The sequence below is a fragment of the Dictyobacter halimunensis genome (assembly GCF_036245075.1).
The window spans coordinates 2,423,706-2,450,372 of sequence record NZ_BSRI01000001.1 but is presented as its reverse complement, the minus strand read 5'-3'; the positions used below and the strand labels follow the sequence as shown (position 1 = coordinate 2,450,372).

Sequence of the window (26,667 nt, the reverse complement as noted above, 5' to 3'; positions counted from 1 at the left end):
GTCTCCTGGCTGCTGTTCGCCTGGTCCTGGGCTGGCGCTCAGCCGGGACATTGGCCATTTCTTGTCCACCTTGCGTGTGTATCATTGCAAAATCCTCACGTTACACTGGTAAACAGAACTATATCGATGAGCACCCATAGCAAAGCTCATTCTGAACCAGAAAAAACCAGCAATAGATCATGTATGTTATATGGAACGGGGAATGTACTCTCATTCCAGGAAAAGGGGATACAGTTCGTTTATGTTTATCAAGAGGAGATTGGCAGGCCACTCCTTTTCATCCGGACAGACAAGCGGCACCGGAAAAAGGAGGGCCATACCAATCAGAAATTACTGACTTCCGCCCAGGGATGACTGTATATCCGATTTAAAAGCATTCCAGCCATTCTGCGGACTAGCCTGGCCTTTGATCACCGGGATGACGGCATCAGCGCCCAACTTCTGCTGAATATCAGCATATTTTCCATTCTTAATTGGTGGTACGCCGTTACCGATATTGTCAGTGAACGCCACCAGTTCAGGATGCTGCTTCAGGTAGGACGTAAAGGTTGGATTCGTGCTGAGATCGTCACGAGCAGGGGGAAGCGCGGTGGTCTTCAACCACGTCAGATCATTCTGTGGATCAGAATAGACCCATGTGATAAATTTCCAGGCAGCCTGCTGCTGTGCTTCAGAAGCCTGTTTGTAGATGACGATACCCTTGGAGTCAGCAAACGTCTTGACATTCTGTGTACTCGCCATATTATCGGGCACCACAGGAGAGGTTAAAACATAGGACTTGTTCAGTTGCAGATTGGGATATTTCTGCTGCCAGGTCGTAAAGGCCCAGGGACCAATGATGCTCATCACAGAGTTACCATTCTCAAACGGATCGGTAATCGTCTGCGCCAGGAGGTATTTTTTCTGTGACATCTGCTGCAACCATGACAGAGTCGAGACAGCGGCCGAATCATCAGCCGTCAACTTGCTGCCGCTGATAAACGAATTTCCACTCGTAGCAGCATCATAAAGGGTGAAGAAATCAAACCAGCGCTCATACCAGGTATCCTTTGCCAGTTCAGGGCGTGCCCAGACATATTTATCCGGGAATTTGGCTTTTAACTTCTGACCCAGTTCCAGCACCTGGCTATATGTCCGTGGGGGCTGACTATAACCAAGTTGTTTCAGGATATCCATACGCCAGGCAACCATGATAGCATTCGAATATACTGGCAAAATATAAGAGTGACCGTCAGAAAACTTCCAGCCCTGCATGGTGTTATCCATATGGCGAGTTTTTAATACATTATCCCACCCAGGCATCTGATCTAATGGTACCAAAGCCTGCGACTGCGAAAGTTGGCTACCAAAACCAGTAAAGATACCCTCTGAAGCGGTTGGGGCGGTATTCCCAGCCAGGGCGGCCTGGATACCAGCCTCCGAAGTAGGAGACTCAGGGATAGTTTTCACCGAAACCTTAACGGAAGGGTTTTTAGCGGTATACGCTTTAGCCATCTGTGTCCAGAAAGCCACTTCAGGAGGATTGGATCCGGACCAAAACGTTATATTAGTACTACCACCACTAGAGCTACTGCCGCTCTGATCACCCCCGCAGCCAGCCAGGGAGAGGGCAACAACGATAAATATTGCTAAACCAGAAAAAAGTTTGGTCAGCTTCATCGCTAGACTCCTTCACTACTGCTCAACCATTAGCGCCTCTTGTCCAGTCAAAAGGATGATAGAGAATACTAATGGTGAACGATATCAAATAAAACAAACAACACGCAAAAATTGTAGATAAGAACCACTAATGCTCAGGGGTCGGCTGACAACCACAAGAACGGCGGAGCACCAGTTCGGTCGAGAGCGAAATCTTCATCGGAGCTCGATCGGGACTGCCATACTCGTTCAGCATATCAAGCATCTGACGGGCCGCCTGTCTGCCGATTTCACGCTTAAACACGCCAATTGTGGTTAGGGGTGGCTCATAGAGCTCACTCATAGCCACGTCGTCAAAACCAATGACCGCCACGTCTTCGGGTACGCGCCGTTGCCGCTGCAGCAGCTCACGGATAGCACCTACCGCCATGGCATCGTTCGCGGCAAAAATCGCTGTCAGATCCGGCACAGATTCTAACGCCTGACGCATCGCCAGCGCACCCGTCTTCGCGGTCGTAGCATCGACGCGAAAAATGTGTGGAGTAAGGTTAGCGGCAGCCATCGCCTCGAGATATCCCTGCCCACGCATAAGTGAACTATGCCAATTCTCGGGTCCTAACAAAGAGACAATCGTGCGGTGACCATGCTGAATAAGATGCTCGGTCGCCTGTCTGCTCCCTTGCTTATTGTCAATGTTCACCGCATCAATCGACAGAGCCGCCAGATCGTTGTCGATCAGCAGCACCGGTATGCCCCGCTGCTGCAAGCTAACGATCAAACGTGATGGAATATCCGGACCCACTAGAATTACACCATCAACGCGCCGCTCCATGACAGGCCGAAAATCGCTAGCCGACTTACTCTGTGTAACATCGATCGTAGACATGAGCAAATGATAGCCGTGGTTAGATAATTCGGACTCCAGGCCGCGCATGATAATCGGATAAAATGGATCATCGTTGAATGAATCTGACTTGCGGCTGACCACAAAACTGATCGTCTCTGTACGTGATGTTGACAATCCACGACCGGCCATTGACGCAGCATACTGCAGATCCTGCGCCACCATTAGCACGCGCTGCCTTGTCTCTTCTTTTACACCACCCTTGCCGTTAAGAGCACGTGATGCCGTAGCGATTGATACCCCTGCTCTCGCAGCAATCTCTTCCAAACCTTCGGCCATAATTTTCCTCAATGAAAACACTAAGTAAACGTTTACAAAAAGTATACATGGGTATTTCCATTCTGTCAACTCGCCCGAGCGAGTTGACAGAATGGAAATTTCTGCCGCCTTCGGCGGGGAAGGAGAGAGGAGGAGCTTTTGGAGACACCCCAAACCCCGGCAGGAGGGGCTCGCCGCCCCTCCTGCACCTCCCCGCTTTATCTCTTCTTATTTCGTTAAAGATTATAGACCCGAGCCTACTTTAGAATCAAATTTTGCAAAAAAAGCCAGGCTGTTTTAAAACAACCTGGCTCCCGCATACATTGCGGATAGTTCTTTTGATGATCAGGCTTACGCCGCGAGACTGTCGACCTGCTGTACGACGATCTTGCCGTCTTCCATGGCCAGTTGGGCCTGCTGACCGCTGGCGATGGTGCCATCGAGGATGGCGTCGGCCAATGCGTCATCGACGTAGCTCTGGATCGCCCGGCGCAGCGGACGTGCTCCATACTCCTCGTCGAAGCCGACCTGCAACAGGTAGTCGCGCACCTCATCGCTCACGCTCAGCTCGATCTGCTGCTCGGCCAGGCGTCCGCGCACCTGCTCCAGCATCAGGTCCACGATCTGATAGAGCTCCTGGCGTCCCAACGTGTGGAAGACCACAATCTGGTCGATGCGGTTGATGAACTCTGGCCGGAACGCTCGCTTCAAGCCCTCCATCGCCTTGGAGCGCATCACCTCGTGCTGCTCATCCTTCGCCTCATCACCTTTGCGATTGTTGAAGCCCATGTTCACCGCCCGCTTGAGATCCGCGCTGCCCGCGTTACTGGTCATGATCACCACCGTGTTCTTGAAGTCCACGGTTCGACCCTGTCCATCGGTCAGCCGACCATCGTCGAGGATCTGCAACAAGGAGTTGAAGACCTCAGGATGCGCCTTCTCGACCTCGTCGAGCAGGATCACGCTGTAGGGACGACGCCGCACCTGCTCGGTGAGCTGTCCACCATCGTCATGCCCCACATATCCCGGAGGGCTGCCAAACAGACGCGAGACGGTATGCGGCTCCATGTACTCCGACATATCCAGCCGGATCATGTGGTCCTCACCACCGAACAGTTCAGCGGAGAGAGCCTTGGCCAGTTCGGTCTTCCCAACACCGGTGGGTCCTAAGAACAGGAACGAGCCGATGGGGCGTTTGGGATCTTTGAGTCCCGCCCGCGAACGGCGGATGGAACGGGCTACCGCGCTGATCGCCTCATCCTGACCAATCACCCGCTGGCGCAGATCGCTCTCCAGGGTGAGCAGATTCTTGCGCTCGCTCTCCAGCATCTGCGTCACCGGCACCCCGGTCCACAGCTCGACCACCTGCGCAATCTGCTCTGGCGTCACCAGCAAGGATACGGTCGCCCCCGACTGGGAGCGGGCCTTCTCCAGCTTCTCAAGCGTCACCAGTTCTTGCTGGCGCAGCTTTGCAGCCTTCGCGTAATCCTCGGCCTCAGCGGCGGCCTCTTTCTGCGCCTGAATATCGGCCAGCTCTTTCTCCAGCACCGAAGGACTGACCATGCCTTTCTCGGTCGCCTCAAGCACCAGGGCCGAGCCCGCCTCATCCATCACATCGATGGCTTTGTCAGGCAGGAAGCGATCATTGATGTAGCGGTCCGACAGCTTGACGGCCGCCTCGATCGCCTCGTCGGTGATGCTCACATTGTGGTGCGCCTCATAGTTGGGTCGCAGCAATTTCAGCATCGCGATGGCTTCATCAACCGAGGGCTCATCAACCTTGACCGGCTGGAAACGGCGCTCCAACGCGGCGTCTTTCTCGATGTGTTTGCGGTACTCATCCAGTGTGGTGGCGCCGATACAACGCAGCTCGCCACGGGCCAGCGCCGGCTTGATCATGTCGGCGGCACCTACCGAACCTTCGGCGGCACCCGCGCCGACCACCGTATGCAGCTCGTCGATGAAGACGATGATCTCGGGCGCGTTGCGCAGTTCCTCCAGGATCGATTTGATGCGCTGCTCAAACTGACCACGGAACGAGGCACCAGCGACCATGCCACCCATATTCAATGAGACGATGCGTTTGCCCTGCAGGTTAGCGGGCACATCACCGCTGACGATCTTACGGGCCAGTCCCTCAACGATCGCCGTCTTACCGACGCCCGGCTCACCGATCAGGACCGGATTGTTCTTCTGGCGACGGCCCAGAATGGTGATCATGCGGCGCAGTTCGCGCTCGCGGCCGGCGGCTGGATCAAGCTTGCCTTCTGCAGCCTCGCCCGTCAGATCACGACCATACTGATCAAGGGTCGGGGTCTTACTCTGCCTGGCAGACTTCTCGGCGGTCGCGGTATTTCTACCGTTGCCACGGCTGGTGGAGTTGAAAAAGTTTGTATTGTTATTGGCAGCAAAACCAAAGGGAGCACCAGCGTTTTCAGAATCGTCACCGAGGCCGCCCATCTGATTCAACGAGTCCATAAGTTCTTCTACACAGGACTGGCAGAGGAAGTGGGCTTCACGTTTACCGTTGACCATAGCTTCAACGCGGACCTGGGCAGGATTCTTCTGACAGCGTTCACACTTCATTATCAGGTATGCTCCTCACTATATATCTCGATGGAGTCACGCTTCCTCAACCAGCACCTGGGATAAAGCGCGATCTCCGCGGAATCTTTCTATGCTAACAAATGATTGGCGAGACCAATGAATGCAACCGAGGCCTCCACTTCTAGCACTCGCATTTCGTATTTGTTTATTCATATATGATAACGGTATGGCGGGCCTGCTTATTCCCGCTTTTAGCACTCTCTTTTCAAGATTGCTAAGTACTGATAATAACAGGAGGATGGAGATACTTATTCCCTCCATCCTCGCTTTTAAAGAGCTCGCTGTTTATGTTGTACGCGCCTACCGCCGATTTAGATGTGGCCCCTGCTGGCAACGCCTTCAAGAAAGAAGCCAACTTCGGTCCAGGGGCAGTTTAATCGGGAAATTTACACCTTACTGATCCCCCTCGAAGCCGGATAAATTAATACCCAGTTCCGGCATTACATCGTTCGAGGTGTCTTCGACGAATTGGATCTTTTGCTCGTCTTCGTTGAGGACCTCTACATTAATGCCCAGGCTCTGCAATTCTTTTACGAGCACTTTAAAGGATTCTGGAACGCCCGGCTCCATGATATGCTCACCTTTCACGATCGCCTCGTAGGTTTTGACACGGCCCACCACATCATCCGACTTTACCGTCAGAATCTCCTGGAGGATATTGGCGGCTCCATAGGCTTCCAGCGCCCACACTTCCATTTCACCGAACCGCTGTCCACCGAATTGCGCCTTACCACCCAGCGGCTGCTGTGTGATCAAGCTGTAGGGGCCGGTTGAACGGGCGTGCACTTTATCTTCTACCAGGTGGGCCAGTTTCAACATGTAGTTGTAGCCAACCGTGATGGGATGGTCAAATGGCTCGCCGGTCCGTCCATCATAAAGCTGGACTTTGCCGGTTTCGGGCAGTCCTGCCCGACGCAGGAACTCTTCGATATCATCTTCGGTGGCGCCGTCGAAGACGGGCGTGGCGATCTTAAAGCCCAGCGCTTCCGCCGCCCAGCCAAGGTGGGTCTCCATAATCTGACCGATATTCATACGGTGCGGGACGCCCAGCGGGTTCAGGATGATGTCCACCGGCGTGCCGTCAGGCAGGAAGGGCATGTCCTCGATCGGCAACACGCGGGAGATCACACCCTTGTTGCCGTGGCGTCCGGCCATCTTGTCGCCCGCGCCGATCTTACGCTTCTGCGCGATACTGACGCGCACCAGCTGGTTGACGCCTGGAGGTAGTTCATCACCGGCCTCGCGTGAGAAGACCTTGACCTCGATGATCTTGCCGCGCTCACCATGGGGCACACGCAGCGAGGTGTCTTTGACTTCACGGGCCTTTTCACCGAAGATGGCACGCAGCAGCTTCTCTTCCGCCGTCAGCTCGGTCTCGCCCTTGGGCGTAATCTTGCCGACCAGGATATCCTGTGGTCCTACTTCGGCCCCGACATAGATGATGCCGCGCTCATCCAGGTTGCGCAGACCCTCTTCACCCACATTCGGAATATCACGCGTGATCTCTTCGGGTCCCAGTTTGGTGTCGCGGGCGTCGATCTCATACTTCTCGATGTGGATCGAGGTGAAGAGATCCTCGTGCGCGATGCGTTCACTGATCAGAATGGCGTCCTCGAAGTTGCCACCCTCCCAGCTCATGAAGGCCACCAGGATGTTCTGGCCTAACGCCAACTCGCCGTCCTGGGTCGAGGTATTGTCCGCAAGCACCTGCCCCGCGGTGACATAGTCGCCTTTTTTGACGATCGGTCGTTGGTTAATACAGGTACCCGCATTGGAACGCACAAACTTGCGCAGGCGATAGATGTGCAGTTCTCCCTGCTCATCGATGACTTCAATGCGACGCGCGGTGGAAGAAACGACTTCGCCACTGGTCTGACTGACGATGACCTGGCCGGAGTCGATGGCGATCTGGCGCTCAATGCCGGTCCCACAGATGGGGGACTGCGGACGCAGCAACGGCACCGCCTGGCGCTGCATGTTGGCGCCCATCAGGGCGCGGTTGACGTCGTCATGCTCCAGGAAGGGGATCAGGGCGGTCGCCACTGAAACCGTCTGGCGCGGCGAAACGTCCATGTAGTCGATGTTGTCCGAGTTCTCCATGAAAAACTCACCCTGATAGCGCGCCAGAACACGATCCTCTTCGAACTCATCGTTGTCGGAGAGTTTGGCGTTGGCCTGCGCGATCCAGAAGTTCTCTTCGTCATCGGCGGTATGGTAATCCACCACCTCGGTCACGAAGGGCTTCACGCGAACCTGCGCGTCACCCAGCAAGGACGACAGTTTCTGGAATAGCGTCTCGTCGATACGCACACGCTCACGCGCCGGGATCAACACGGTGCCATCCGTGTCGGTGATGGCGTCGCGCTCACGTCCAAACACCCCGCGGAACTCGCGCCCGATCAGGTTGGGATCATTGGCCTTCAGGCGTTTGTAGACCTTGCGGTACGGTGTCTCGATGAACCCATAGGGGTTGATCTGCGCATACGTCGCCAGGTTACCGATCAGACCAATGTTGGGACCCTCAGGCGTCTCAATCGGGCAGATACGACCATAGTGAGATTCGTGAACGTCACGGACATCGAAGCCCGCACGATCACGCGAGAGACCGCCGGGACCCAGCGCCGAGAGGCGGCGCTTGACACCAACCTCTGCCAGAGCGTTGGTCTGCTCCATGAACTGCGAAAGCTGGCTACCGCCAAAGAACTCCTTCATCGCCGCCACTACCGGGCGGATGTTGATGAGGGCGTTCGGGGTGGCCTGTCCCGGCTCCTGAATGCTCATGCGCTCCTTGACGACGCGCTCCATGCGCAGCAGACCTACGCGGAACTGCGTCTGGATCAGCTCGCCCACACAGCGCACGCGGCGGTTGCCCAGATGGTCGATGTCATCCTTACGGCCACGGCCATTATTCAATGACACCAGGCGCCGAATGATGTTGACCAGGTCGTCCTGCGTCAGGATGCGCTGGCTCTGCGGAATCGCCAGGTCCAGCTTGCGATTGAGCTTGTAGCGACCGACACCGCCCAGGTCATACCGGCGTGAACTAAAGAAGAGATTCCTGGCCAGCGAACGCGCATTATCTAAGGTAGCGGGATCACCGGGGCGCAGCTTCTTGTACAGTTCGAGTAGCGCCTCGTCCTCTTTCCTCACCGGATCACGGTCCAGGGTGGCCTGAATGTAGCGCACCACGGGATCGTTATCGACGCCGGCGAAGGCGTCCAGGATCCCCTGATCGGTCGATAGATCTACATTTTCGGCATGCCACTGTTCTTTAGCCAGGCTAGATATCGCCCGCAACAGCGTAGTCACCGGAATCTTACGTTTGCGGTCAATCTTGACGGTTAAGAGATTTTTATTGCTGGTCTCGAACTCCAACCAGGCACCACGGCCGGGAATCAGCTTGGCCGAGAAGAGCCTGCGGCCCGTAGTGGCATCCTCGTCGGCGGTATAGTAGACACCGGCGGAGCGCACCAGTTGGCTCACCACCACGCGCTCGGTGCCGTTGATAATAAACGTACCATTCGTCGTCATCAACGGGAAATCACCCATGAAGACATCTTTCTCGATGATCTCACCCGTCTCTTTGTTCACCAACCGCGCCTTCACTGTCAGAGGAGCAGCGTACGTCGCATCGCGATCGCGGCACTCGTCTTCGCTGTATTTGGGTTTGCCAAACGGTTCTGGAGGTACAATAAATTCTAAGCTCAGGTTTTTGCCGGTAAAGTCTTCGATCGGCGAGATCTCTTCGAAAAGCTCGCGCAGACCCTCCTTCTTAAACCATTCAAAAGAGTCGAGCTGGATCTGAATCAGCCCTGGCATCGGCCGTATGTCTGGAATACGCGCAAAGGAGACGCGTTCCGGTGCTAGCACAGATTTCTTGCTTACCGCCATGATATCTCTTGTCCTTTCACCTCTAGGTGACTCTTTTCGCACACGACGAGGGTCTGGCACACGCCTGATGAAGCGTGTGCTCTTTGAGCACAAACACAAAAGATATCTTTTCTCGGAGAATGTACCTTACTCTCCTCACCCTGGGGGACCGTGATCGCCCCCGCCCTCGCGGCCACTGCGCGGCCGCGCTTATTTTTTATGTTGGTGTATCGAGTGCGCAGATGCGCACTCGATACACCAACATAAAACTGACATGTGAGCACCTCAGGTGCTCACGAGTCCATGGTGTGTTAGTGCGGGGGCGATCACGGTCCCCCAGGGTAACGAGAGTAAGACACATTCAGAGAAAAGATTTCACCGTGGGTGCGAAAGACGCGCGTCGTTTCTACCAGAGTATAGAGGAAAGAATACAAAAAAAAATCGTCCAAAAAGGCAGTGTGCTATTGGACAGAAGGTGTTATAATAATAATGGGAAGAGATAAGTTTATTTTCGTGTCCGGAGAACGGCTGCGTCCCCTCCTGGTGTGCTATCGATTTGGGCAGACCGGGCGCAGCGCGCATCTTTCCCTTAAATAGAGTATAAAACAAACGAAAAGGCGGGCGAGATCTTGAATGATCTCGCCCGCCTTAAGCTAAGGGGAATCGTAGCTTTATGTTACGCCGCTAGCCTATCGGCCAGTTGGACGACGATCTTGCCGTCTTCCATGGCTAACTGGGCCTGCTGGCCGCTGGCGACGGTGCCATCGAGGATGGCGTCGGCCAATGCGTCATCGACGTAGCTCTGGATCGCCCGGCGCAGCGGACGCGCTCCATACTCCTCGTCGAAGCCCACCTGCAACAGGTAGTCGCGCACCTCGTCGTTCACGCTCAGCTCGATCTGCTGCTCGGCCAACCGGCCGCGCACCTGCTCCAGCATCAGATCGACGATCTGGTAGAGCTCCTGACGTCCCAACGTGTGGAAGACCACAATCTGGTCGATACGGTTGATGAACTCTGGCCGGAACGCTCGCTTCAAGCCCTCCATCGCTTTGGAGCGCATCACCTCGTGCTGCTCGTTCTTCACCTCATCACCTTTACGGGTGTTGAAGCCCATGTTCACCGCACGCTTGAGATCTGAACTGCCCGCGTTACTGGTCATGATCACCACCGTGTTCTTGAAGTCCACGGTTCGACCCTGTCCATCGGTCAGCCGACCATCGTCGAGGATCTGCAACAAGGAGTTGAAGACCTCAGGATGCGCCTTCTCGATCTCGTCGAGCAGGATCACACTGTAGGGACGGCGCCGCACCTGCTCGGTGAGCTGTCCACCATCCTCGTGTCCCACATATCCCGGAGGGCTCCCGAACAGACGCGAGACGGTATGCGGCTCCATGTACTCCGACATATCCAGCCGGATCATGTGGTCCTCACCACCGAACAGTTCAGCGGAGAGAGCCTTGGCCAGTTCGGTCTTCCCAACACCGGTGGGTCCTAAGAACAGGAACGAGCCGATGGGGCGTTTGGGATCTTTGAGTCCCGCCCGCGAACGACGGATGGAACGGGCTACCGCGCTGATCGCCTCATCCTGACCAATCACCCGCTGGCGCAGGTCGCTTTCCAGGGTGAGCAGATTCTTGCGCTCGCTCTCCAGCATCTGCGTCACCGGCACCCCGGTCCACAGCTCTACTACCTGCGCGATCTGCTCTGGCGTCACCAGCAGGGACATGCTGGTGTCAGCCTCGGAACGGGCCTTCTCCAGTTTCTGCAGGGTGAGTAGCTCCTGTTGGCGCAGCTTCGCGGCCTTCTCGTAATCCTCGGCCTCAGCGGCGGCCTCTTTCTGCGCCTGAATGTCTGCCAGTTCTTTCTCCAGCACCGAAGGACTGACCATGCCTTTCTCGGTCGCCTCAAGCACCAGGGCCGAACCCGCCTCATCCATCACGTCGATGGCTTTGTCAGGCAGGAAGCGATCATTGATGTAGCGGTCCGACAGCTTGACGGCCGCCTCGATCGCCTCGTCGGTGATGCTCACATTGTGGTGCGCCTCATAGTTGGGCCGCAGCAACTTCAGCATCGCGATGGCCTCATCGACCGAGGGCTCATCAACCTTGACCGGCTGGAAACGGCGCTCCAACGCAGCGTCTTTCTCGACATGTTTGCGGTACTCGTCCAGCGTGGTGGCGCCGATACAGCGCAGCTCGCCACGGGCCAGCGCCGGCTTGATCATGTCGGAAGCGCCAACCGAACCCTCGGCGGCACCTGCGCCGACCACCGTATGCAGCTCGTCGATGAAGACGATGATCTCGGGCGCGTTGCGCAGCTCCTCCAGGATCGATTTGATGCGCTGCTCAAACTGACCACGGAACGAGGCACCAGCGACCATGCCACCGATATTCAACGAGACGATGCGTTTGCCCTGCAAGTTAGCGGGCACATCACCGCTGACGATCTTGCGAGCCAGTCCCTCAACGATCGCCGTCTTACCGACGCCCGGCTCACCGATCAGGACCGGATTGTTCTTCTGGCGACGGCCCAGGACGGTGATCATGCGGCGCAGTTCGCGCTCGCGGCCGGCGGCTGGATCAAGCTTGCCTTCCGCAGCCTCACCCGTCAGGTCGCGGCCATATTTATCCAAAGTTGGAGTTTTACTCTGGGCCTCCTGGCGCTCAGCAGTAGCAGTACTGGTACGAGCGCTGGCCGCAGAGGAGTTTGCATTGTTATTGCCTGTAAAGCCGAAGGGAGCACCAGAGGTTTCGGGGCCATCAAAACCCGAAGCCTGTTCCATCACACTCATCAGTTCATTGACACAGGACTGACAGAGGAAATGAGACTCACGACGACCATCCACTAACTGATCAACGCGGACCTGAGCGGGGTTTTTCTGGCAACGTTCACATTTCATTATAGGTATGCTCCTACTCTAATCATTTATTTGAAGCAGGGAATCTACTTCTTGCAGACTCCCTTCAGGGAGTTTTCTGGTTTTTATCAGCGGCACGGGAGAATGTTAGCACTCTCGACAGGTCACTGCTAATCACTTATATAAACGATGGCCCGGGTCTTTTTATTCCCGGGGTTAGCACTCTTTTCGAATGATTGCTAATCATCTATATAAACGCACCCATGAAGCGGTTTATTCCCATATTTAGCAGTTCCAATTCACGAGTGCTAATACGGTAACTATAAACGGACTTTTTCGCAAATATCAAATATCTGGGTTTAAAAGTAGGACGGGTTAGCTATTCAGGGTATCTTGCGGCTCGCCTTTCACACCGTGGCACAAAACGATCAGCATATCAGGGGTCACAATTTTGCTATAGCTGGTATACTGGCTGACCAGGCGCTGGTTGGCCCGCTCATCCAGTTGAAGCGCTCGATAGGTATAGTCGCCCTTGCAGACATAGCCCTCACGCGTAAAGAGGTGGCTGGCCCGCTCATTACGATGGTGGATCCAGGCCACGATGCGCATAGGATCGCCGCTAGAATGCTGTTGCGCCCACCACTGGGCGAAGTGTAGCAGCCAGGTACCGATCCCCCGGCCCGTATAGTCGGGATGTACACCGGACACATGGCGAATTCGTACGCAGCGATCGGTATGCTCAGCATCCCTGAACATCATCCCCACATCGATGTAGCCAACGATGCTCTCGTCAGGCGCCACCACCACCTGCGTGTCATGGGGTAGATCCAGAGTACGCCAGAAAGCCAGTGTGGCCTCCACTGTCCGCTCGGAGTCCTCCTCAGCCAGCGAGAGGCGCGCGGCCTGCTCGGGCTCTTCGGCACAGGCGATCGCGGTCAACAGATTAACCACCGATTCGGCATCAGCCAGCCGTGCCGGTCGCACCACAAAATCGCTGAGGAGCGCAATATTCATCTGCATCCTTACATCCTTTCGTTTACTACTTGTATACTTGTAAAGACGTCAGTTAAATCGAAGCAGATGCAACCTTGCTAGAAAAGATGGGACATTTCTATGACAGAAACATCGAACAACCGTTACGCAACGAAAAGCATGCCAGAAGTCCTCTATACAAACGCGAAAGGTATACCGCTGTATCTCAATATTATCCAGCCCGATCCCGTACCGACAGAGCCAATGCCAGTGGTTGTCTACATCCATGGCGGTGGATGGGAAGCGGGCGACCACATGGGCAGCGAAAATGTCGAGCTGGCCGAGCAAGGCTTCTTCACCGTCAACGTGCAGTACCGTCTGAGCGGACAGGCTACTTTCCCGGCCCAGTTGCAAGACGTAAAGAGCGCCATCCGCTGGCTGCGCTCCAACGCCACCCGCTATCATATCGATCCCGAGCACATTGGCGTCTGGGGACACTCGGCCGGCGGACACCTGGCCGCCATGGTAGGCACAACGGCAGGAGTGCCCGAACTGGAGAGTCCCGAGGCAGCATCCACCTATACCAGCAGCGTACAGGCCGTGGTGGTCCTGAGCGGACCCAGCGATCTGTTGACCATGGGTGGCACGCACGATGAGCCCGACTCACCCGAGGCACGCCTGGTCGGCGCACCGCTACAGGAAGACAAAGAGTTGGCACGACGCGCCAATCCAATTACGTATATCCAGTCTGGCAAGCTTCCTCCTTTCCTCATTATACATGGGACAAACGATACCGTTGTGCCTTTTAACCAGAGCGAGGCACTCTATGCCGCCCTCAGACAGGCACAGGCAGATGTCACCTTGCATCCCATTGAAGGTGAGGATCACGTCTTCTCCAGGCAGCCTCAGAGCTGGCCAGACATCTATCGACTGGCCATCAACTTCTTCAACAAACATCTCAGGGGCGAACGCGGCCAGTAACCGCATCAAGCGACATCAATGGAGCAGGTGGGCATGGAATGAGGCCATACCTGCTCTCCGATACGCCGGACAGGACTGAACGCGACCGCGCATAATCTGTAGCCAATAAAAACATCCGTGCGTATATAAAGGAACATGGTATATATTAATGATAGAGTGATCTTCCCGCCAGCGCTATGCTTAAAACACTAGAACGAGAACCATGTGGGAAGTATAGAAGTTACTCTTGATTGCTATCTTTATTTTGCGATATGGAAAGGAACACATAGTGAGCACACGCGATTTAGGCAAACACGTTGTGGAACTGCATGAAGAGGGAATGCTCGCCATTACCGGTGAAGGAACGCGCCTGACACTGTCGCCGCACGAGGCCGTTGACTTTCTCAACTGGCTCAACCAGCACAAGAAGACGCTAGTAGCCGCGGCCAGGGCCCATCAGGTTAATCCGGTGCCCGAAATTCTGGAGGAAGAGACAAGCGCGCCGATTACCGATTTCGATGACCCTGATTACGCGGTAGACGAGCCCTGATCTCATAGCTTTTGCTCCTGCGAAAAAAGTTTAAATAGGCTACAATGATAGAAGAACATTGTGGAGGAGAGTTCATGATCCCTTCGCTTGTGCGCATCACGAAGGAGGGAAAAGAACTTTTCTCACTTATCTATGCATCAAAGGAGCTTCGGCATGACGCCTACAGACAAATCGACCAGTCCTCTTCGTCTTTCAGTCTCCACCTGGAGCCTGCATCGCACGCTAGGGGACTATTCCGTTTACGGCCCCGACGCTGAAAACCCTCTGACAGGAGCGGCAGATAAACGCGGAGAGATCACTCTACTAGAGCTACCGGCCCGGCTAGCGGCATTTGGTATTTCAACCCTGGAGATCTGCCATTTTCATCTACCCAGCCTGGATAGCGGCTATCTCAAAGAGTTGCGCGCCACGCTAGAGCATGAGAACGTCGAGCTGTTCTCACTGTTGATCGATTCGGGCGACATCACACATCCCGAGCATGGCGAACGCGACCAGTCCTGGATCAACTCGTGGATCGAGGTCGCGGGTCAGCTCGGCGCTAAACGGTCGCGCGTGATCGCGGGCAAATCATCGCCGACAGCCGAAAATCTGCAGATCAGCGTACAGAGACTGCGTGATCTGGCCAATACGGCCGAAGCCAATGGCGTACGCCTGATGACCGAAAACTGGTTCGGCCTGCTCTCACAGCCGGTCGCTGTGCACACCGTGTTCGAGCAGTTAAATGGTCGCCTCGGACTCTGCTTCGACTTCGGCAACTGGTCAGGCCCCACCAAATACGAGGCCCTGACCTCCATCGCGCCTTACGCGGAATCCTGTCATACCAAGGCCCACTTCTCAGAAAATGATGAGCTGGATAGCGACGACTATGTACGCTGCCTCGACATCACGCGCGAGGCTGGCTTCTCGGGTCCCTACACCCTCATCTACGACGGCCCCAATCCCGACGAATGGAATGGCCTGAGCCGCGAACGCCAGGTTGTCGCACCATACGTCCACGCATAACAAACGCATACGCAACGTTGTATGCCGGAGTGCAAACATATAACGCACCCGCGCATACGACGGCGCGTCCATTCGTGTCTTGAGGGACGTTCATCATGCTCAAATATCGGGATGGTAGAGAGCGATAGCGTTTTCGGAGAAGACGTGCCGGGCAAGGGATTCACCGAGAGCGTCTATAACGAGTTCGACGTCGCTATCCTGAAAAGGGCGCGGCGCTCGGGGACAGGGAAAGTCGGTAGCGAACACGAGGGCGGCGGGGTTGACGGCTGCGATGGCCTTCAGCGCCTGGGGAACGTCGAAATCGACGCGTCCGAAACCGGTGGCCTTGACGTAGGCGCCCCGCTCAACCAGGTGCAGCAGATCATTAAAGCCAGCCTGCGAGAGGCCGAGATGATCGATGCAGACGCGTGGCAGCGATGTCAGCAGAGGAGCCAGTTCAGCCAGGTACTTTGAGTCGATGTAGAGCTCGGCATGCCAGGCCGCCAGGTCATAGACGCGCCGGGCCAGCGTCTCCAGCTTTTCCAATACATCGGCACCCCCTCGCCTGAAATTAAAGCGTACAGCCCGTACACCCGCGGCATGCAATTGCAGAATCTCCTGATCGGGAACAGTAACCGGTAACTGGGTCACGCCAACGAAGCCAGGACCCAAACGCTCAAGCGCATCAATCAGATAGGTCTGATCCTCTCCCTGGAACGAACCCGAAACGACCGCCCCCCCGATGATGGGAAATTGCGCTGTGCGGGCACGGTAATCCTCAACGGTAAAGGTCTCCGGCAGATAGCCTTGATTAGCAACCAAGGGAAAGCGTGGATCGATGATGTGCATATGGCTATCAAAGATAGGGAGATGCGCGCGTCTGTTCAAGTTCAATTCGGCCATACATCCTCATTCTTTATTGTACGTTATATCGTAGGTGCCCGGGCTTGTCGCTTCGCGACAAGCCCGGGCACCTACGATATCTTGATCAACCGAACCAGCAGACGATGGTTTCGCCGGTCAGGATGTCGGATTGGGTGCTGGCGAGGAAGAGGACGATTTTGGCCATGTCTTCAGGCTGGGCGATGCGTTGCAGGCGTGAGCGCCCTTCTTCGCTGCCGACACTGCGGGTGGCCAGGAAGCGTCCGGTGTAGGTGGGCGCGGGCGAGAGGCAGTTGACGTTGATGCCCGATGGGCGCAGTTCCTCGGCCAGGCAGCGGGTGTAATGCGAGACGCCCGCTTTGGCGGCGGCGTAGATGAGCCCAGTGCGGGCCGCGACGTGTCCGGCCGCCGAGCCGACGTTGATGATCTTGCCCGAGCCGCGCTCGCGCATGTGGGCGCCGACATACTTGCAGGTAAACATGGTCGTCAACAGGTTGCGCTCGACCACCGAGCGGATATCTTCCGGATCGATGTCCAGGGCGTCGTTGGGCTCTGGACGTGGGGTGTGCGCTCCGATGTCGCCGCCGGCGTTGTTGACCAGGATATCGATCTGGCCCAGCTTTTCCAGGGACTGGCGCACAAAGCCCTCGACCTGCGCGGCATCCGTCAGGTCGGCGGTAAAGAAGGCCGCCCGGCGTCCCAGGGACTGTATCTCTTCAACCACGGCCTCGCCGGAGGGGGCCTCGCCAAACTCGGAGGCGGCCTGTGCGTGGACATCGTGGACGATCACATCCGCACCGGCACGAGCCAGGTGTAAAGCATAATGACGGCCCAGGCCCCGGCTAGAACCGGTAACCAGGGCAACTTTTCCTGTGAGATCTTCTGCAGCCATGCGTGAAACCTCTTTCCTTACATCACTAGAAGCACTACCATCCGATGGCACCTTTGATCAAAGGTGTCCATTCAATATTTCCTGCTGGTGGGGCTCTCCAAACAGCGCACGCAGATATGCCAGGCTAGAGACCAGCTGGCGCTGCTCATAGGCGACAATCTCCTCTACGGGCTGGCCCAGTTCAAAGGGGGTACGCCACTCGCCGACGGGCCGGGCGTGATGCTGGACGAAGCGCCAGAGCTGTGCGAACTGGGGTGCCGTGCGTGGTGGATATTCCGGCCAATAATCGTCGGCCAGCACGCGTACATGCCGTCCCTCCAAAGCGCCCAGCTCCACCGCCTTCGTAATCTCATGTCCCGTCCCCGCCAGAATCTCCAGCATGGCCGGGAAGTCGATCACGCCCTGTCCCAGGGGACAGCGCACCAGGCGATAGCCTTCTTCGCTCAGGTAGATCCAGTAGTCTTTAAGATGCATGTGCTTGACATAGGGGGCGATGCGCCGCGTGAAATCTATTGGCTCCTCGGCCGTCGCCAGCGGATTGCCGGTGTCAAAGATGATACCAAAGTTCTCTGAGTTAATGGTTGTGCAGAGCCAGAGCAGTTCCTCCGAGGCAATATCCTGGTGATTTTCGACCGCCAGGTTGACGCCGAGCCGTTCGGCCACCGTGGTCGCCTGCTGGAAACCGGTCAGCACCTGCTGCAGATAATCTTGCCAGTGGCCGACCATCTCGCGGCGGTCGCCACCCAGTTTGGCGCCGCCCACCAGCGTACGCACCGTCCTGGCGCCCAGGCGCGATCCCAGTTCGAGCACTTCACTCAAATGGCCTGCATCACAGCCATAGGTATCCAGTGTAATGGCGAGCTGGCGCTCCTCAGCGTAGCGTCTGAGCGCCTCGATATCGACTCCATTCAGAAATACAAAGGGCAGTTCAACGCCCTCTAGCCCCAGCGCCTGCGCCTGCTCCATCAACTGCTGGGGACGTATAGTCGGACGACCTGAAGCGGGGTGTACCCCCATGCTAAAGGTCGTACCATACACAGAAAGTCCAACGCGCATAGCATCCTCGCTTTCATCACTCATCGCGTCGCTAGCTAAAGCTTACTCGGCCGTCCAGCCACCATCCACAGTCAATGTGGAGCCCGTCATAAAGCTGGAGGCATCGGAGGCCAGGAAAAGGGCCGCGCCACCCAGCTCCTGGGGATCGCCCCAGCGATGTAGCGCGACATGATTGATAAAAAACTGATTGGCCTCGGGATTATTCAGTACAGGTTTATTGAGCTCCGTCATGAAGGGGCCGGGGCAGAGCGCGTTGACGGTAATATTGTAGTCAGCCAGCTCCAGGGCCAGCACGCGGGTTAGCTGGATGACGCCGCCCTTGCTGGAGCAGTAGGCGCTGCGCTCCGCCAGACCCACCTGGCCCAGCATCGAAGCCACATTGATGATACGCCCATACCGCTGCTGCTTCATCACAGGCGCCACCGCTTTAGCACACAGGAAAGGTGCCTTTAGATTCGTAGACTGAACGAGATCCCAGCTCTCCTCATCGAACGACTCCAGCGGCTTACGAATATTGATGCCAGCGTTGTTGATCAGGATATCGATGCGTCCCAGATCTTTCACAATCGTCTGCACCATATCCTCAACCTGCTGCGGCTGCGTCACATCTACGGCGAGGCCCAGCGCGCGGCAACTGAAATCTCGTGCCAGTTGCGCCGCGCACTCCTCGGCCCGCGCACGCTCACGGCTGGTCACCACCACATCCGCGCCCGCCTCCGCCAGCGCCTGCGCCATCACCAATCCCAGCCCCCGATTACCACCGGTCACCAGGGCCACGCGCCCCTGCAGTTTAAACTTCTCTAAATACATGGCTTCTCCTTTCATAACACCATCTACCAACAACGATTTCGTGGGAGAATAATCATAAACACAAGTTCTTTTTGAGTGATGTAGTGGCAGGTGTACGAATGCGCACCTGCCACTACATCACTCAAACTAACACGTGAGCCACGCAGGTGCGAAAAGAGGATCTATCATCACAGGAGGATTAGTATTGTGCCTGCTGAATCAATTTCCCCATTGAAATATATTCATTACAGATAAGTCTAATGAGTGAGAATTCTGGTGTCAAGGAAAAAGTGTCTATATTTAGGTGGCAAAAACAGCATGTTTGCTAGAGGTATTTAATAAGATATGTTGTAAAGGCCGTGCGTCCGCACGGCCTTTACAACATATCTTATTGTAATTTATTGTTCGCCGGCCATTTCGGCGACGGCCTCGACCTCGGGGGCGATGACCTCGATGTGTTCGGCCTCGTTAGCGGCCAGCTGCGCGCGACGGGTACGAATCAGCGAGACGCAGCCCGCGACCAGGCACATAGCGGCGGCTATGTAGAAGGCGATATGCAGGCCATCCACAAAGGGGCCAGAGATCAGATTGGGGAAGAAGCTCTTGCCCAGCAGCTGAGCCCGGCTGGCCTGAGGCAGAGCGTTCAGAACCGCCGGAGGCAGCATGGTCTGCATAGGATTAAAGCCCAGGAAGGCGGCGAAGAGGGCCGCGACCGGTGGCAGGTGCGCCACACCGTTGGCAACGCTGGCTGGCAGGCCCGCCTTCGTCAAACCACCGTACAGGACACCGGGCAGCGAAGCGGCCAGACCAGCCGTCACGATGCTGAAGAACATGCCCATACTGATGACGGTGGCCGCGTTCTGGAAAGTGCTACGCATACCGGAACCGGCGCCACGGGCGGAGGCCGGCACGCTATTCATGATATCGGTCGTATTGGGCGAAGCGAACATGCCCTGTCCAATGCCCATCACAAACAGAATAAGCGCGAACGGCAGATAGACAAAGTTGGTGGGCAGTATTGTCAGCAGCACAAAGCCAATCGCCTGCAGGAACATACCGACCGCTGAAAAGATGCGAGCGCCAAAGCGATCAGAGAGCCAGCCACTCAATGGTCCCATGATCACAAAACCAACCATCAATGGCAACATATAGATACCAGCCCACAGCGGGGTATCCTCAAAGTTGTAGCCGTGCAACGGCAGCCAGATACCCTGCAGCCAGATGATGAGGATAAACTGCAGACCACCACGGGCCAGACCGGATAGAAGGCCACTGATATTACCGGTAGTAAAAGCCGGGATTCTGAACAGGGACAGCTGGAACATCGGAGCCGCGACATGCATCTCGATCCAGACAAAAGCAACCAGCAGCAGAGCACCAATCACCAGGGCCGCGATCACCATCGGGTTGCCCCAGCCCATAGCGGATGAGCCGTATGGCTCGATACCGTAGGTCAGGCCGATCAGCAGGATGGTCAGACCCAGGAAGAACGTGATATTGCCGAACCAGTCGATACCCTGATGCTTCGTGCTCACCGTCGAGGTCTCACGCAGCTTCAAATACGCCCAGACCGTACCAAGAATACCGAACGGCACGCTGACCAGGAAGACGGCGCGCCAGCTCACCACAGAGAGCAGGCCACCGACGATCAGGCCCAGGATCGAGCCCAGGATGGCCACCATCTGGTTGATGCCCAGAGCCATACCGCGCTGATGGGCCGGGAAGGCATCCGTCAAGATAGCCGTACTGTTCGCCATCAAGAAGCCGGCGCCCACACCTTGCACCAGGCGGAACAAGATCATCATGATAATGGCGCTATCGCCAGAACCAGGGGTCAGATACAGTAAAATACTACCAACAGTAAAGATAGCAAAGCCCAGATTATAGAGTTTAACGCGTCCATAGATATCACCGATGCGCCCAAAAGTTACCACCAGGGTAGCCGTGATAATCATATATCCCATCAACATCCACAGCAGGTAATTCGTTTCGCCGGGAGCCAGGGGATTGACGCCAACACCTGTAAAGATAGCAGGCAAAGAAATCAGAACAATACTAGAGTTGATGGTGGCCATCAACATACCAAGCGTTGTGTTGGACAACGCAATCCATTTGTAATTTGGACCTATCGGACGAGCAGACCTTGGGACCCTTGTTTGAGACATATTGTATCCTTTTTACTCCATACCACTCTGTATCACCCACACCACAGCGTGTCTCCTCCACATTTCATTTTCAGAAGGGAATAATAACATTCGATATGCTTTTGGCTGTGAGCCTGACTGACGTCACGCCGAGAAGAAAGTATGATGGCGCGCGCTTTTGTATACTTAAAGTGTACCCTTGAATATTGATAATTTCCAATATATAATTTTCTATATATTCATTCCTTTTTGTCTATGAGTTGGTTTTGCGTCCCATGGCGATGGGAAGTTGGGTGCCCCCGCACAGGCGGCCGCTGCGCGGCCGCAGAGTTTTTATTGGTGGTGCGGCGGGCGCTGTACGCGCCCGCCGCACCACCAATGTAAGAATGCTTCACCAACCAATGTGAGGATGCTTCGTCAACCAATGTGAGGATGCTTCACCAACCAATGTGAGGATGTTTCACCAACGTGAAACCCCATCGTAGGTGTCGGGCTTGCCCCGACTTGGAGCGAAGCGACCCCGTCCCCAGACGCGCACGCCCCACCAACGTGAGATGCACCAGGGAGTCAAACCATGGATTTATTACAATTGCGCTATTTTCAGACGGTGGCGCGGCATGAGCATATGACGAGGGCAGCGGAGGAGTTGACGATCGCGCAGCCTTCGTTGAGTAAGATGATCGCGCACCTGGAGAAGGAGCTGGGGGTGCCGCTGTTCGATCGGCATGGGCGGCAGATACGCCTCAATAAGTTCGGCCAGATCTTTCTGCAGCGGGTGGAGCGCGCTTTTTTTGAGCTGGATGAGGGGAAGCGGGAGCTGCAGGATATGGCGGGACTCGAACATGGCTCGATAGGCATTGGTACGGCCAACGTCAATCTGCTGGCCGAGATTTTGAGCGTCTTCTGCGCCCGCTATCCCGCGATCAGCTTCCGCCTCTTTCAACAGCCGAACCTGGCGATGATCGAGCAGTTGGAGCATGGCGAGATCGATATCTGCCTCGCCTCACCTCCCGTCGAGCGTGCGGGCATCGGCTGGATCGCCCTGATGACCGAAGAGATCTTCCTGATCGTTCCCAGCAACCATCGATTAGCCGAGCGGGAAAGCATCGATCTGAGCGAGGTAGCCAACGACGCCTTTGTGAGCGTCAAGCCCGGCTATGGGCTGCGCGACATTAGCGATCAATACTGCCAGCAGGCCGGCTTTACGCCAAAGATCATCTTTGAGGGCGACGAACCCGCCGCCATCCGTGGTCTGGTGCGGGCGGGACTGGGCATCACCTTTACCTCGGCCGTCAGCTGGCAGACGATCATTCAACAGCCCGATCCTTCATTCAGCGTTTTGCGCATCGAGAGGCCGATCTGTCGGCGCACCATCGGGCTGGCCTGGTCGCAAGAGCGCTATCTCTCGCTGGCCGCGCGTCAGTTCCGCCAGTTCGTCATCGACTACTTCGCCTATAACAGGGAAACGCTGGCTCACCTACCCCCATCGATGCAGGCGAAAACGCCATCCACCCCAGGAGGTCAGGCCTCCTCATTAAGAGGGGAGAACAGCACCTCATCTAACGCCTGAAAAGAATACTCTGGCTGCTAAAATTGTCGTCGGAACAGATCCCGACAGGTCTGCCTGTTATACACAGGTTTATAGCTCATCAACCATCTCAAGCAATGCTGTTTGACCCTGAGATGGCTGATGAGCATCCGCCAGCTAATGAAGAGGGATATTGAACTGGTCTAGGAGAGCCGCGGGGGCGCTCCAGGATTCCTGTATCCGGGGAACGGTATAGTATTCGCCCTGGATGGCGTCTGGCGTGACGGTCATCTTCAGGTATCCGTGCCGATCGTCGCTGAACATGTTTAAGCTGACATCGGGCCGGTCGGGCATAGGATAGGGAAATTCGATCGGGGTAGGAGGATGTTTGATGGCCGGGAGCATGCTGTGCAGATTCCAGTAGCCACCGGAGCCCGCCACCAGGTAGGTGATCGGCTTATCATTATACTGACGCGTAAAGCGTTGATAATTGTGCACGTGGCCGGTCAATACCAGGTGGGGGATACGACCGGTCGCCTGCATCGCAGCGTCCAGGATACCATCCATATACTGGCTACCCGAGTGATATGAGTCGCCCGAGTAGATGGGGTGGTGCGTCGCCACGATCAAGGCCTTATCGGTCGGTGCCTGGGACAGTTCGCTATGAAACCAGCTGATCTGGGTCGCGTCGAGCGCGCCACCTTCGGGCACATTGGTATACAGACCGATAAAGGTCGCGAACGGTGTATCCAGCGTCCAGTAGACGTTTGGCTGCGTCATCGTATCACGCGGCGCATCGCCCGAAGAGGGCGCGATACGTGCCTCGGGCGCGCAGAAATTGGTTACGAAAGCCTGCAACGATGGCACCGACTGATCCTGGACATCGCCATCGTGGTTGCCGGGAATGGCAAAGATGGGCGCGGCATAATGTGAGTTCGGCTCATAAAACTGCGCGTAATACTCACTCTCCTCTCCATAGAAATACACGACATCGCCTAGATTATAAAAGAAAGCGGGACGATCAACCGGATCGGTGGCCTGAAGATCATTCTCCATATGGTTGACCACCAGTTGCTGGTCGGCCGGGTTCTTCACGCCCCCAGTATCACCAATGGTATGGAAAACCATCTTTTTGGCATCGATCATACGCTGCATCACATCGGCAGGCAGAACCTGGGCTAGTTCAAGATGATAAGGGGGATTTCCGGTTGGTCGGGGAAGGGGACGAAACGGCTGGGTAGAGAACTTGCTATGCAGGCGATTAATCTGGGTACCCTGGCGATCGGGTACGTCCGCGCTAAAGCGGCGAGGCCGGACATTATCAGGCATACATATTCTCCTTGTTGTACTCTAGAACGTTATTCTTTGCACTCCTGTTTATAATATAAATGGCGCTTATCCATTTAGTATAAAATATAAAGGCAGTGCGCGAAAAGTCAATCAGGTATGACCAAATACATAAATCCATGCTCAAAAGCAGTGGAAATGACGATGCGAACGGTCGGGCTAGCCTGATGGTACTAACAAGGCCAGAAATTGCCCTCTCCGCGAGAGTCGGTATGGTATACTCGCAAGAGAATTTGTCACATTCAACGCCAGCCCGAGCGCGTAAATGAAACGCGCCCGGCAATGATAAAACGACAAATAATTTGCTATTATACTTTTTCTATGCCTTTTGTTTTGATAGAGAAACGTAGTGTTAGCGCGAGGAACGCATGAATCAGCTCTCGCTATTCATGACTGTAAACTCTATCAATCTGACAGCACGGCATGATGACCGCTCCTCTTACTCCAGGATAAGATGCTTGATCCTTGATGGATAGTGAGCAGCGGGCATACCTGCGTACATTGGAAGGTTTTAGTCCTAGATAGAGATATGGCATTGACTTTTTTCAAAAATTATTTTTTTGTCACCTTGTACGCAGGCGATACGTAGTAAAGTTAAAGCGAGCACAAATTCTGGATTTCCGTGCTTAAAATGCTATGGATGAACAGGCAAGACCACTCATTCAGATGGCATGGCGAGCACGCCTACAGCTCCAGATTTGATAAATAGGGGTACGAAATGGGAAGAAAAAAGCACACAATTGTGTTATCATAGACAGAGATAAAATGATATATGATACTGCATGTGCTTGATGTAGGTATTGAACACACTCCTGGATTTCTCCGACAACGCTCGTTCATTTATACGACTAACCGTAATGCCAGTGCAGTCAGACGAGTCAAGCTGCTCAAAACAGGTTACCCTGTAGATCTTTATTCAGTTAAACCGCGAACGCGGTCACGCTGAATACTTCATAAGCATGCTTTGAATTTATTCCAGTCGGTCGTTTATCATTGTTAACGCCTGTACCAGGAAGTGCAGCTGGTAAAGCTGGCTTGAATATCACATCAACACCCATTTTATACGCAGTACTTATTCTATACGATGGAGATTTCTAGATGGCGACTATGCTGAAAGAACAAGATAAAGAAGGGACCTCGACATCTCTGCCATTTGAGATTGACGATATGCAAGTGGATCCCGATTTCGACGCAATAAGTGATATTCATGATCATGAAATAGATCGCGAAGTATTCCTGGAAGAGGAAAACGAGGAAGATGAGGCAGAAAATACCCGTCTCGACACTCCTCTGCGAGGACAAAGCCTGCTGGCCTCCGGCACCAGCGAGGTGGATGATTCTGTGGCCATGTATCTGCGAGAAATTGGCCGTGCCCCTTTGCTGACCGCAGAGGCAGAGGTACGCCTGGCTCAAGCAATTGAGCGAGGTAAGCTCGAGCGCATGCGAGCCGAGCGGCTCCACGTCGCGCCCGATCGTGCGATCATTGAACGCGCCAACGAAGCCCATCGTCATCTGATCGAAGCCAATCTACGCCTGGTCGTAAGCGTCGCCAAAAAATATACCGGTCGCGGTATGTCCCTCCAGGACCTGATCCAGGAAGGCAACACTGGCCTGATCGGGGCCGTCGATAAATTCGACTATACCAAGGGCTACAAGTTTAGCACCTATGCCACCTGGTGGATCCGCCAGGCGGTCAGCCGTTCGATCGCCAACCAGGCGCGTACGATTCGCCTGCCAGTGCACCTGGCTGAGACCATCAACCGCATGGGCCGTGTCAGTCGCGCGCTCGTCCAGGAGCTGGGTCGTGAGCCATCTCCCGCGGAGATCGCCGAAAGAATGGGCATCTCAACAGAGAAGGTGCTTGAGATCATCCATGTCAATCAGAAGCCGGTTAGCCTGGAGACACCAATTGGCGAGGATAGCGATCGCAATCTTGGCGACTATGTCGAAGACGAGACAACCGCCACTCCTACCGAGGGCGCGGACCGTCAATTGCTCAAAGAGCAGATCAATCAGGTACTCTCGAATCTCTCTGAGCGCGAGCGCAAGATCATCCAGATTCGCTTTGGCTTTGTAGATGGCCAGAGCCATTCGCTGGAAGAGGTGGGGAAGACGTTTAACGTTACCCGCGAGCGCATCCGCCAGATTGAGGCGAAGGCGTTGCGCAAGCTGCGCCAGCTGAGCACCACCCATCATCTACAGGACTATCTCGACTAAGAGTTCGAGGGAGGCCATTGCAGGGTTTATGCAATGGCCTATTTTTTTGCCTGTTTTGGGGGGAGGAGTCGCGCCTTCGGCCCTTGACTCTACGCGCCTTCGGCGCTCACAAAGTTAAATTAATGTGGAGGTTGGGTGCGCTTGGCGCGCACCCAACCTCCACATTAATTTAATGGGAGGAAAACCATTCCATCCATTTAATGAGGGAGGAAGCC

16 protein-coding genes and 1 pseudogene are annotated in these 26,667 nt (G+C 55.3%); 5 read left to right on the top strand and 12 right to left on the bottom strand.

What is annotated here, in order from left to right:
- Nucleotides 1-330: 330 nt before the first annotated feature.
- From AABA21_RS09840 to AABA21_RS09815, 6 genes are all read right to left on the bottom strand, one after another.
- Nucleotides 331-1,659: an ABC transporter substrate-binding protein gene (locus AABA21_RS09840; RefSeq protein ID WP_338249317.1), complete on the bottom strand. Its 1,329-nt coding sequence runs from the start codon at nt 1,657-1,659 to the stop codon at nt 331-333.
- Nucleotides 1,660-1,786: 127 nt separating this feature from the next.
- On the bottom strand, nt 1,787-2,821 hold the full coding sequence (locus AABA21_RS09835; protein ID WP_338249315.1) for a LacI family DNA-binding transcriptional regulator: 1,035 nt from the start codon (nt 2,819-2,821) through the stop codon (nt 1,787-1,789).
- A gap of 330 nt (nt 2,822-3,151) precedes the next feature.
- A complete protein-coding gene (locus AABA21_RS09830) occupies nt 3,152-5,386 on the bottom strand; it encodes an ATP-dependent Clp protease ATP-binding subunit (RefSeq protein WP_338249313.1) in 2,235 nt (744 codons plus the stop codon).
- A gap of 414 nt (nt 5,387-5,800) precedes the next feature.
- Nucleotides 5,801-9,298 (bottom strand): DNA-directed RNA polymerase subunit beta, encoded by a 3,498-nt coding sequence (gene rpoB, locus AABA21_RS09825; protein WP_338249311.1) that lies wholly within the window; start codon nt 9,296-9,298, stop codon nt 5,801-5,803.
- 655 nt (nt 9,299-9,953) lie between these two features.
- Complete coding sequence (locus AABA21_RS09820; RefSeq protein ID WP_338249308.1) at nt 9,954-12,176, bottom strand: ATP-dependent Clp protease ATP-binding subunit; 2,223 nt, start codon at nt 12,174-12,176, stop codon at nt 9,954-9,956.
- A 333-nt stretch (nt 12,177-12,509) separates the two neighbouring features.
- Nucleotides 12,510-13,154, bottom strand: coding sequence for a GNAT family N-acetyltransferase (locus AABA21_RS09815; protein WP_338249306.1), 645 nt, complete (start codon nt 13,152-13,154; stop codon nt 12,510-12,512).
- A 93-nt stretch (nt 13,155-13,247) separates the two neighbouring features.
- Between AABA21_RS09815 and AABA21_RS09810 the strand changes: the two genes are divergently transcribed.
- From AABA21_RS09810 to AABA21_RS09800, 3 genes are all read left to right on the top strand, one after another.
- Nucleotides 13,248-14,087 carry an alpha/beta fold hydrolase gene (locus tag AABA21_RS09810; RefSeq protein WP_338249304.1) on the top strand — a complete coding sequence of 280 codons (840 nt, stop codon included), beginning with the start codon at nt 13,248-13,250 and terminating at the stop codon, nt 14,085-14,087.
- Between the two features lie 268 nt (nt 14,088-14,355).
- Nucleotides 14,356-14,616, top strand: a complete 261-nt coding sequence (locus tag AABA21_RS09805; protein ID WP_338249302.1) for a hypothetical protein — start codon at nt 14,356-14,358, stop codon at nt 14,614-14,616.
- A 153-nt stretch (nt 14,617-14,769) separates the two neighbouring features.
- Nucleotides 14,770-15,618, top strand: coding sequence for a sugar phosphate isomerase/epimerase family protein (locus AABA21_RS09800; protein ID WP_338249300.1), 849 nt, complete (start codon nt 14,770-14,772; stop codon nt 15,616-15,618).
- Nucleotides 15,619-15,717: 99 nt separating this feature from the next.
- On the opposite strand, the gene AABA21_RS09795 is transcribed toward AABA21_RS09800, so the two are convergent.
- The 5 genes from AABA21_RS09795 to AABA21_RS09775 all read right to left on the bottom strand — a co-directional run bounded on the left by AABA21_RS09795 (nt 15,718) and on the right by AABA21_RS09775 (nt 21,381).
- Nucleotides 15,718-16,500: an amidohydrolase family protein gene (locus AABA21_RS09795; RefSeq protein ID WP_338249298.1), complete on the bottom strand. Its 783-nt coding sequence runs from the start codon at nt 16,498-16,500 to the stop codon at nt 15,718-15,720.
- Nucleotides 16,501-16,585: 85 nt separating this feature from the next.
- A complete protein-coding gene (locus tag AABA21_RS09790; RefSeq protein WP_338249296.1) occupies nt 16,586-17,371 on the bottom strand; it encodes an SDR family NAD(P)-dependent oxidoreductase in 786 nt (261 codons plus the stop codon).
- 57 nt (nt 17,372-17,428) lie between these two features.
- Nucleotides 17,429-18,427 (bottom strand): sugar phosphate isomerase/epimerase family protein, encoded by a 999-nt coding sequence (locus tag AABA21_RS09785; RefSeq protein ID WP_338249295.1) that lies wholly within the window; start codon nt 18,425-18,427, stop codon nt 17,429-17,431.
- A gap of 42 nt (nt 18,428-18,469) precedes the next feature.
- Nucleotides 18,470-19,237 carry an SDR family NAD(P)-dependent oxidoreductase gene (locus tag AABA21_RS09780; RefSeq protein ID WP_338249293.1) on the bottom strand — a complete coding sequence of 256 codons (768 nt, stop codon included), beginning with the start codon at nt 19,235-19,237 and terminating at the stop codon, nt 18,470-18,472.
- Between the two features lie 377 nt (nt 19,238-19,614).
- Nucleotides 19,615-21,381, bottom strand: coding sequence for an MFS transporter (locus AABA21_RS09775; RefSeq protein WP_338249291.1), 1,767 nt, complete (start codon nt 21,379-21,381; stop codon nt 19,615-19,617).
- 553 nt (nt 21,382-21,934) lie between these two features.
- Between AABA21_RS09775 and AABA21_RS09770 the strand changes: the two are divergent.
- Nucleotides 21,935-22,813: pseudogene (locus AABA21_RS09770) on the top strand (LysR family transcriptional regulator); the annotation flags it as partial.
- Between the two features lie 252 nt (nt 22,814-23,065).
- Here the strand turns inward: AABA21_RS09770 and AABA21_RS09765 are convergent.
- Entirely contained in the window at nt 23,066-24,217 is a 1,152-nt protein-coding gene (locus AABA21_RS09765) for a metallophosphoesterase family protein (protein WP_338249287.1), read from the bottom strand.
- 1,116 nt (nt 24,218-25,333) lie between these two features.
- On the opposite strand from AABA21_RS09765, the gene rpoD reads away from it, so the two are divergent.
- The gene (rpoD, locus tag AABA21_RS09760) at nt 25,334-26,452 is read left to right on the top strand and encodes an RNA polymerase sigma factor RpoD (protein WP_338249285.1); all 1,119 of its coding nucleotides are present in this window, start codon (nt 25,334-25,336) and stop codon (nt 26,450-26,452) included.
- The last annotated feature ends 215 nt before the right edge of the window (nt 26,453-26,667 follow it).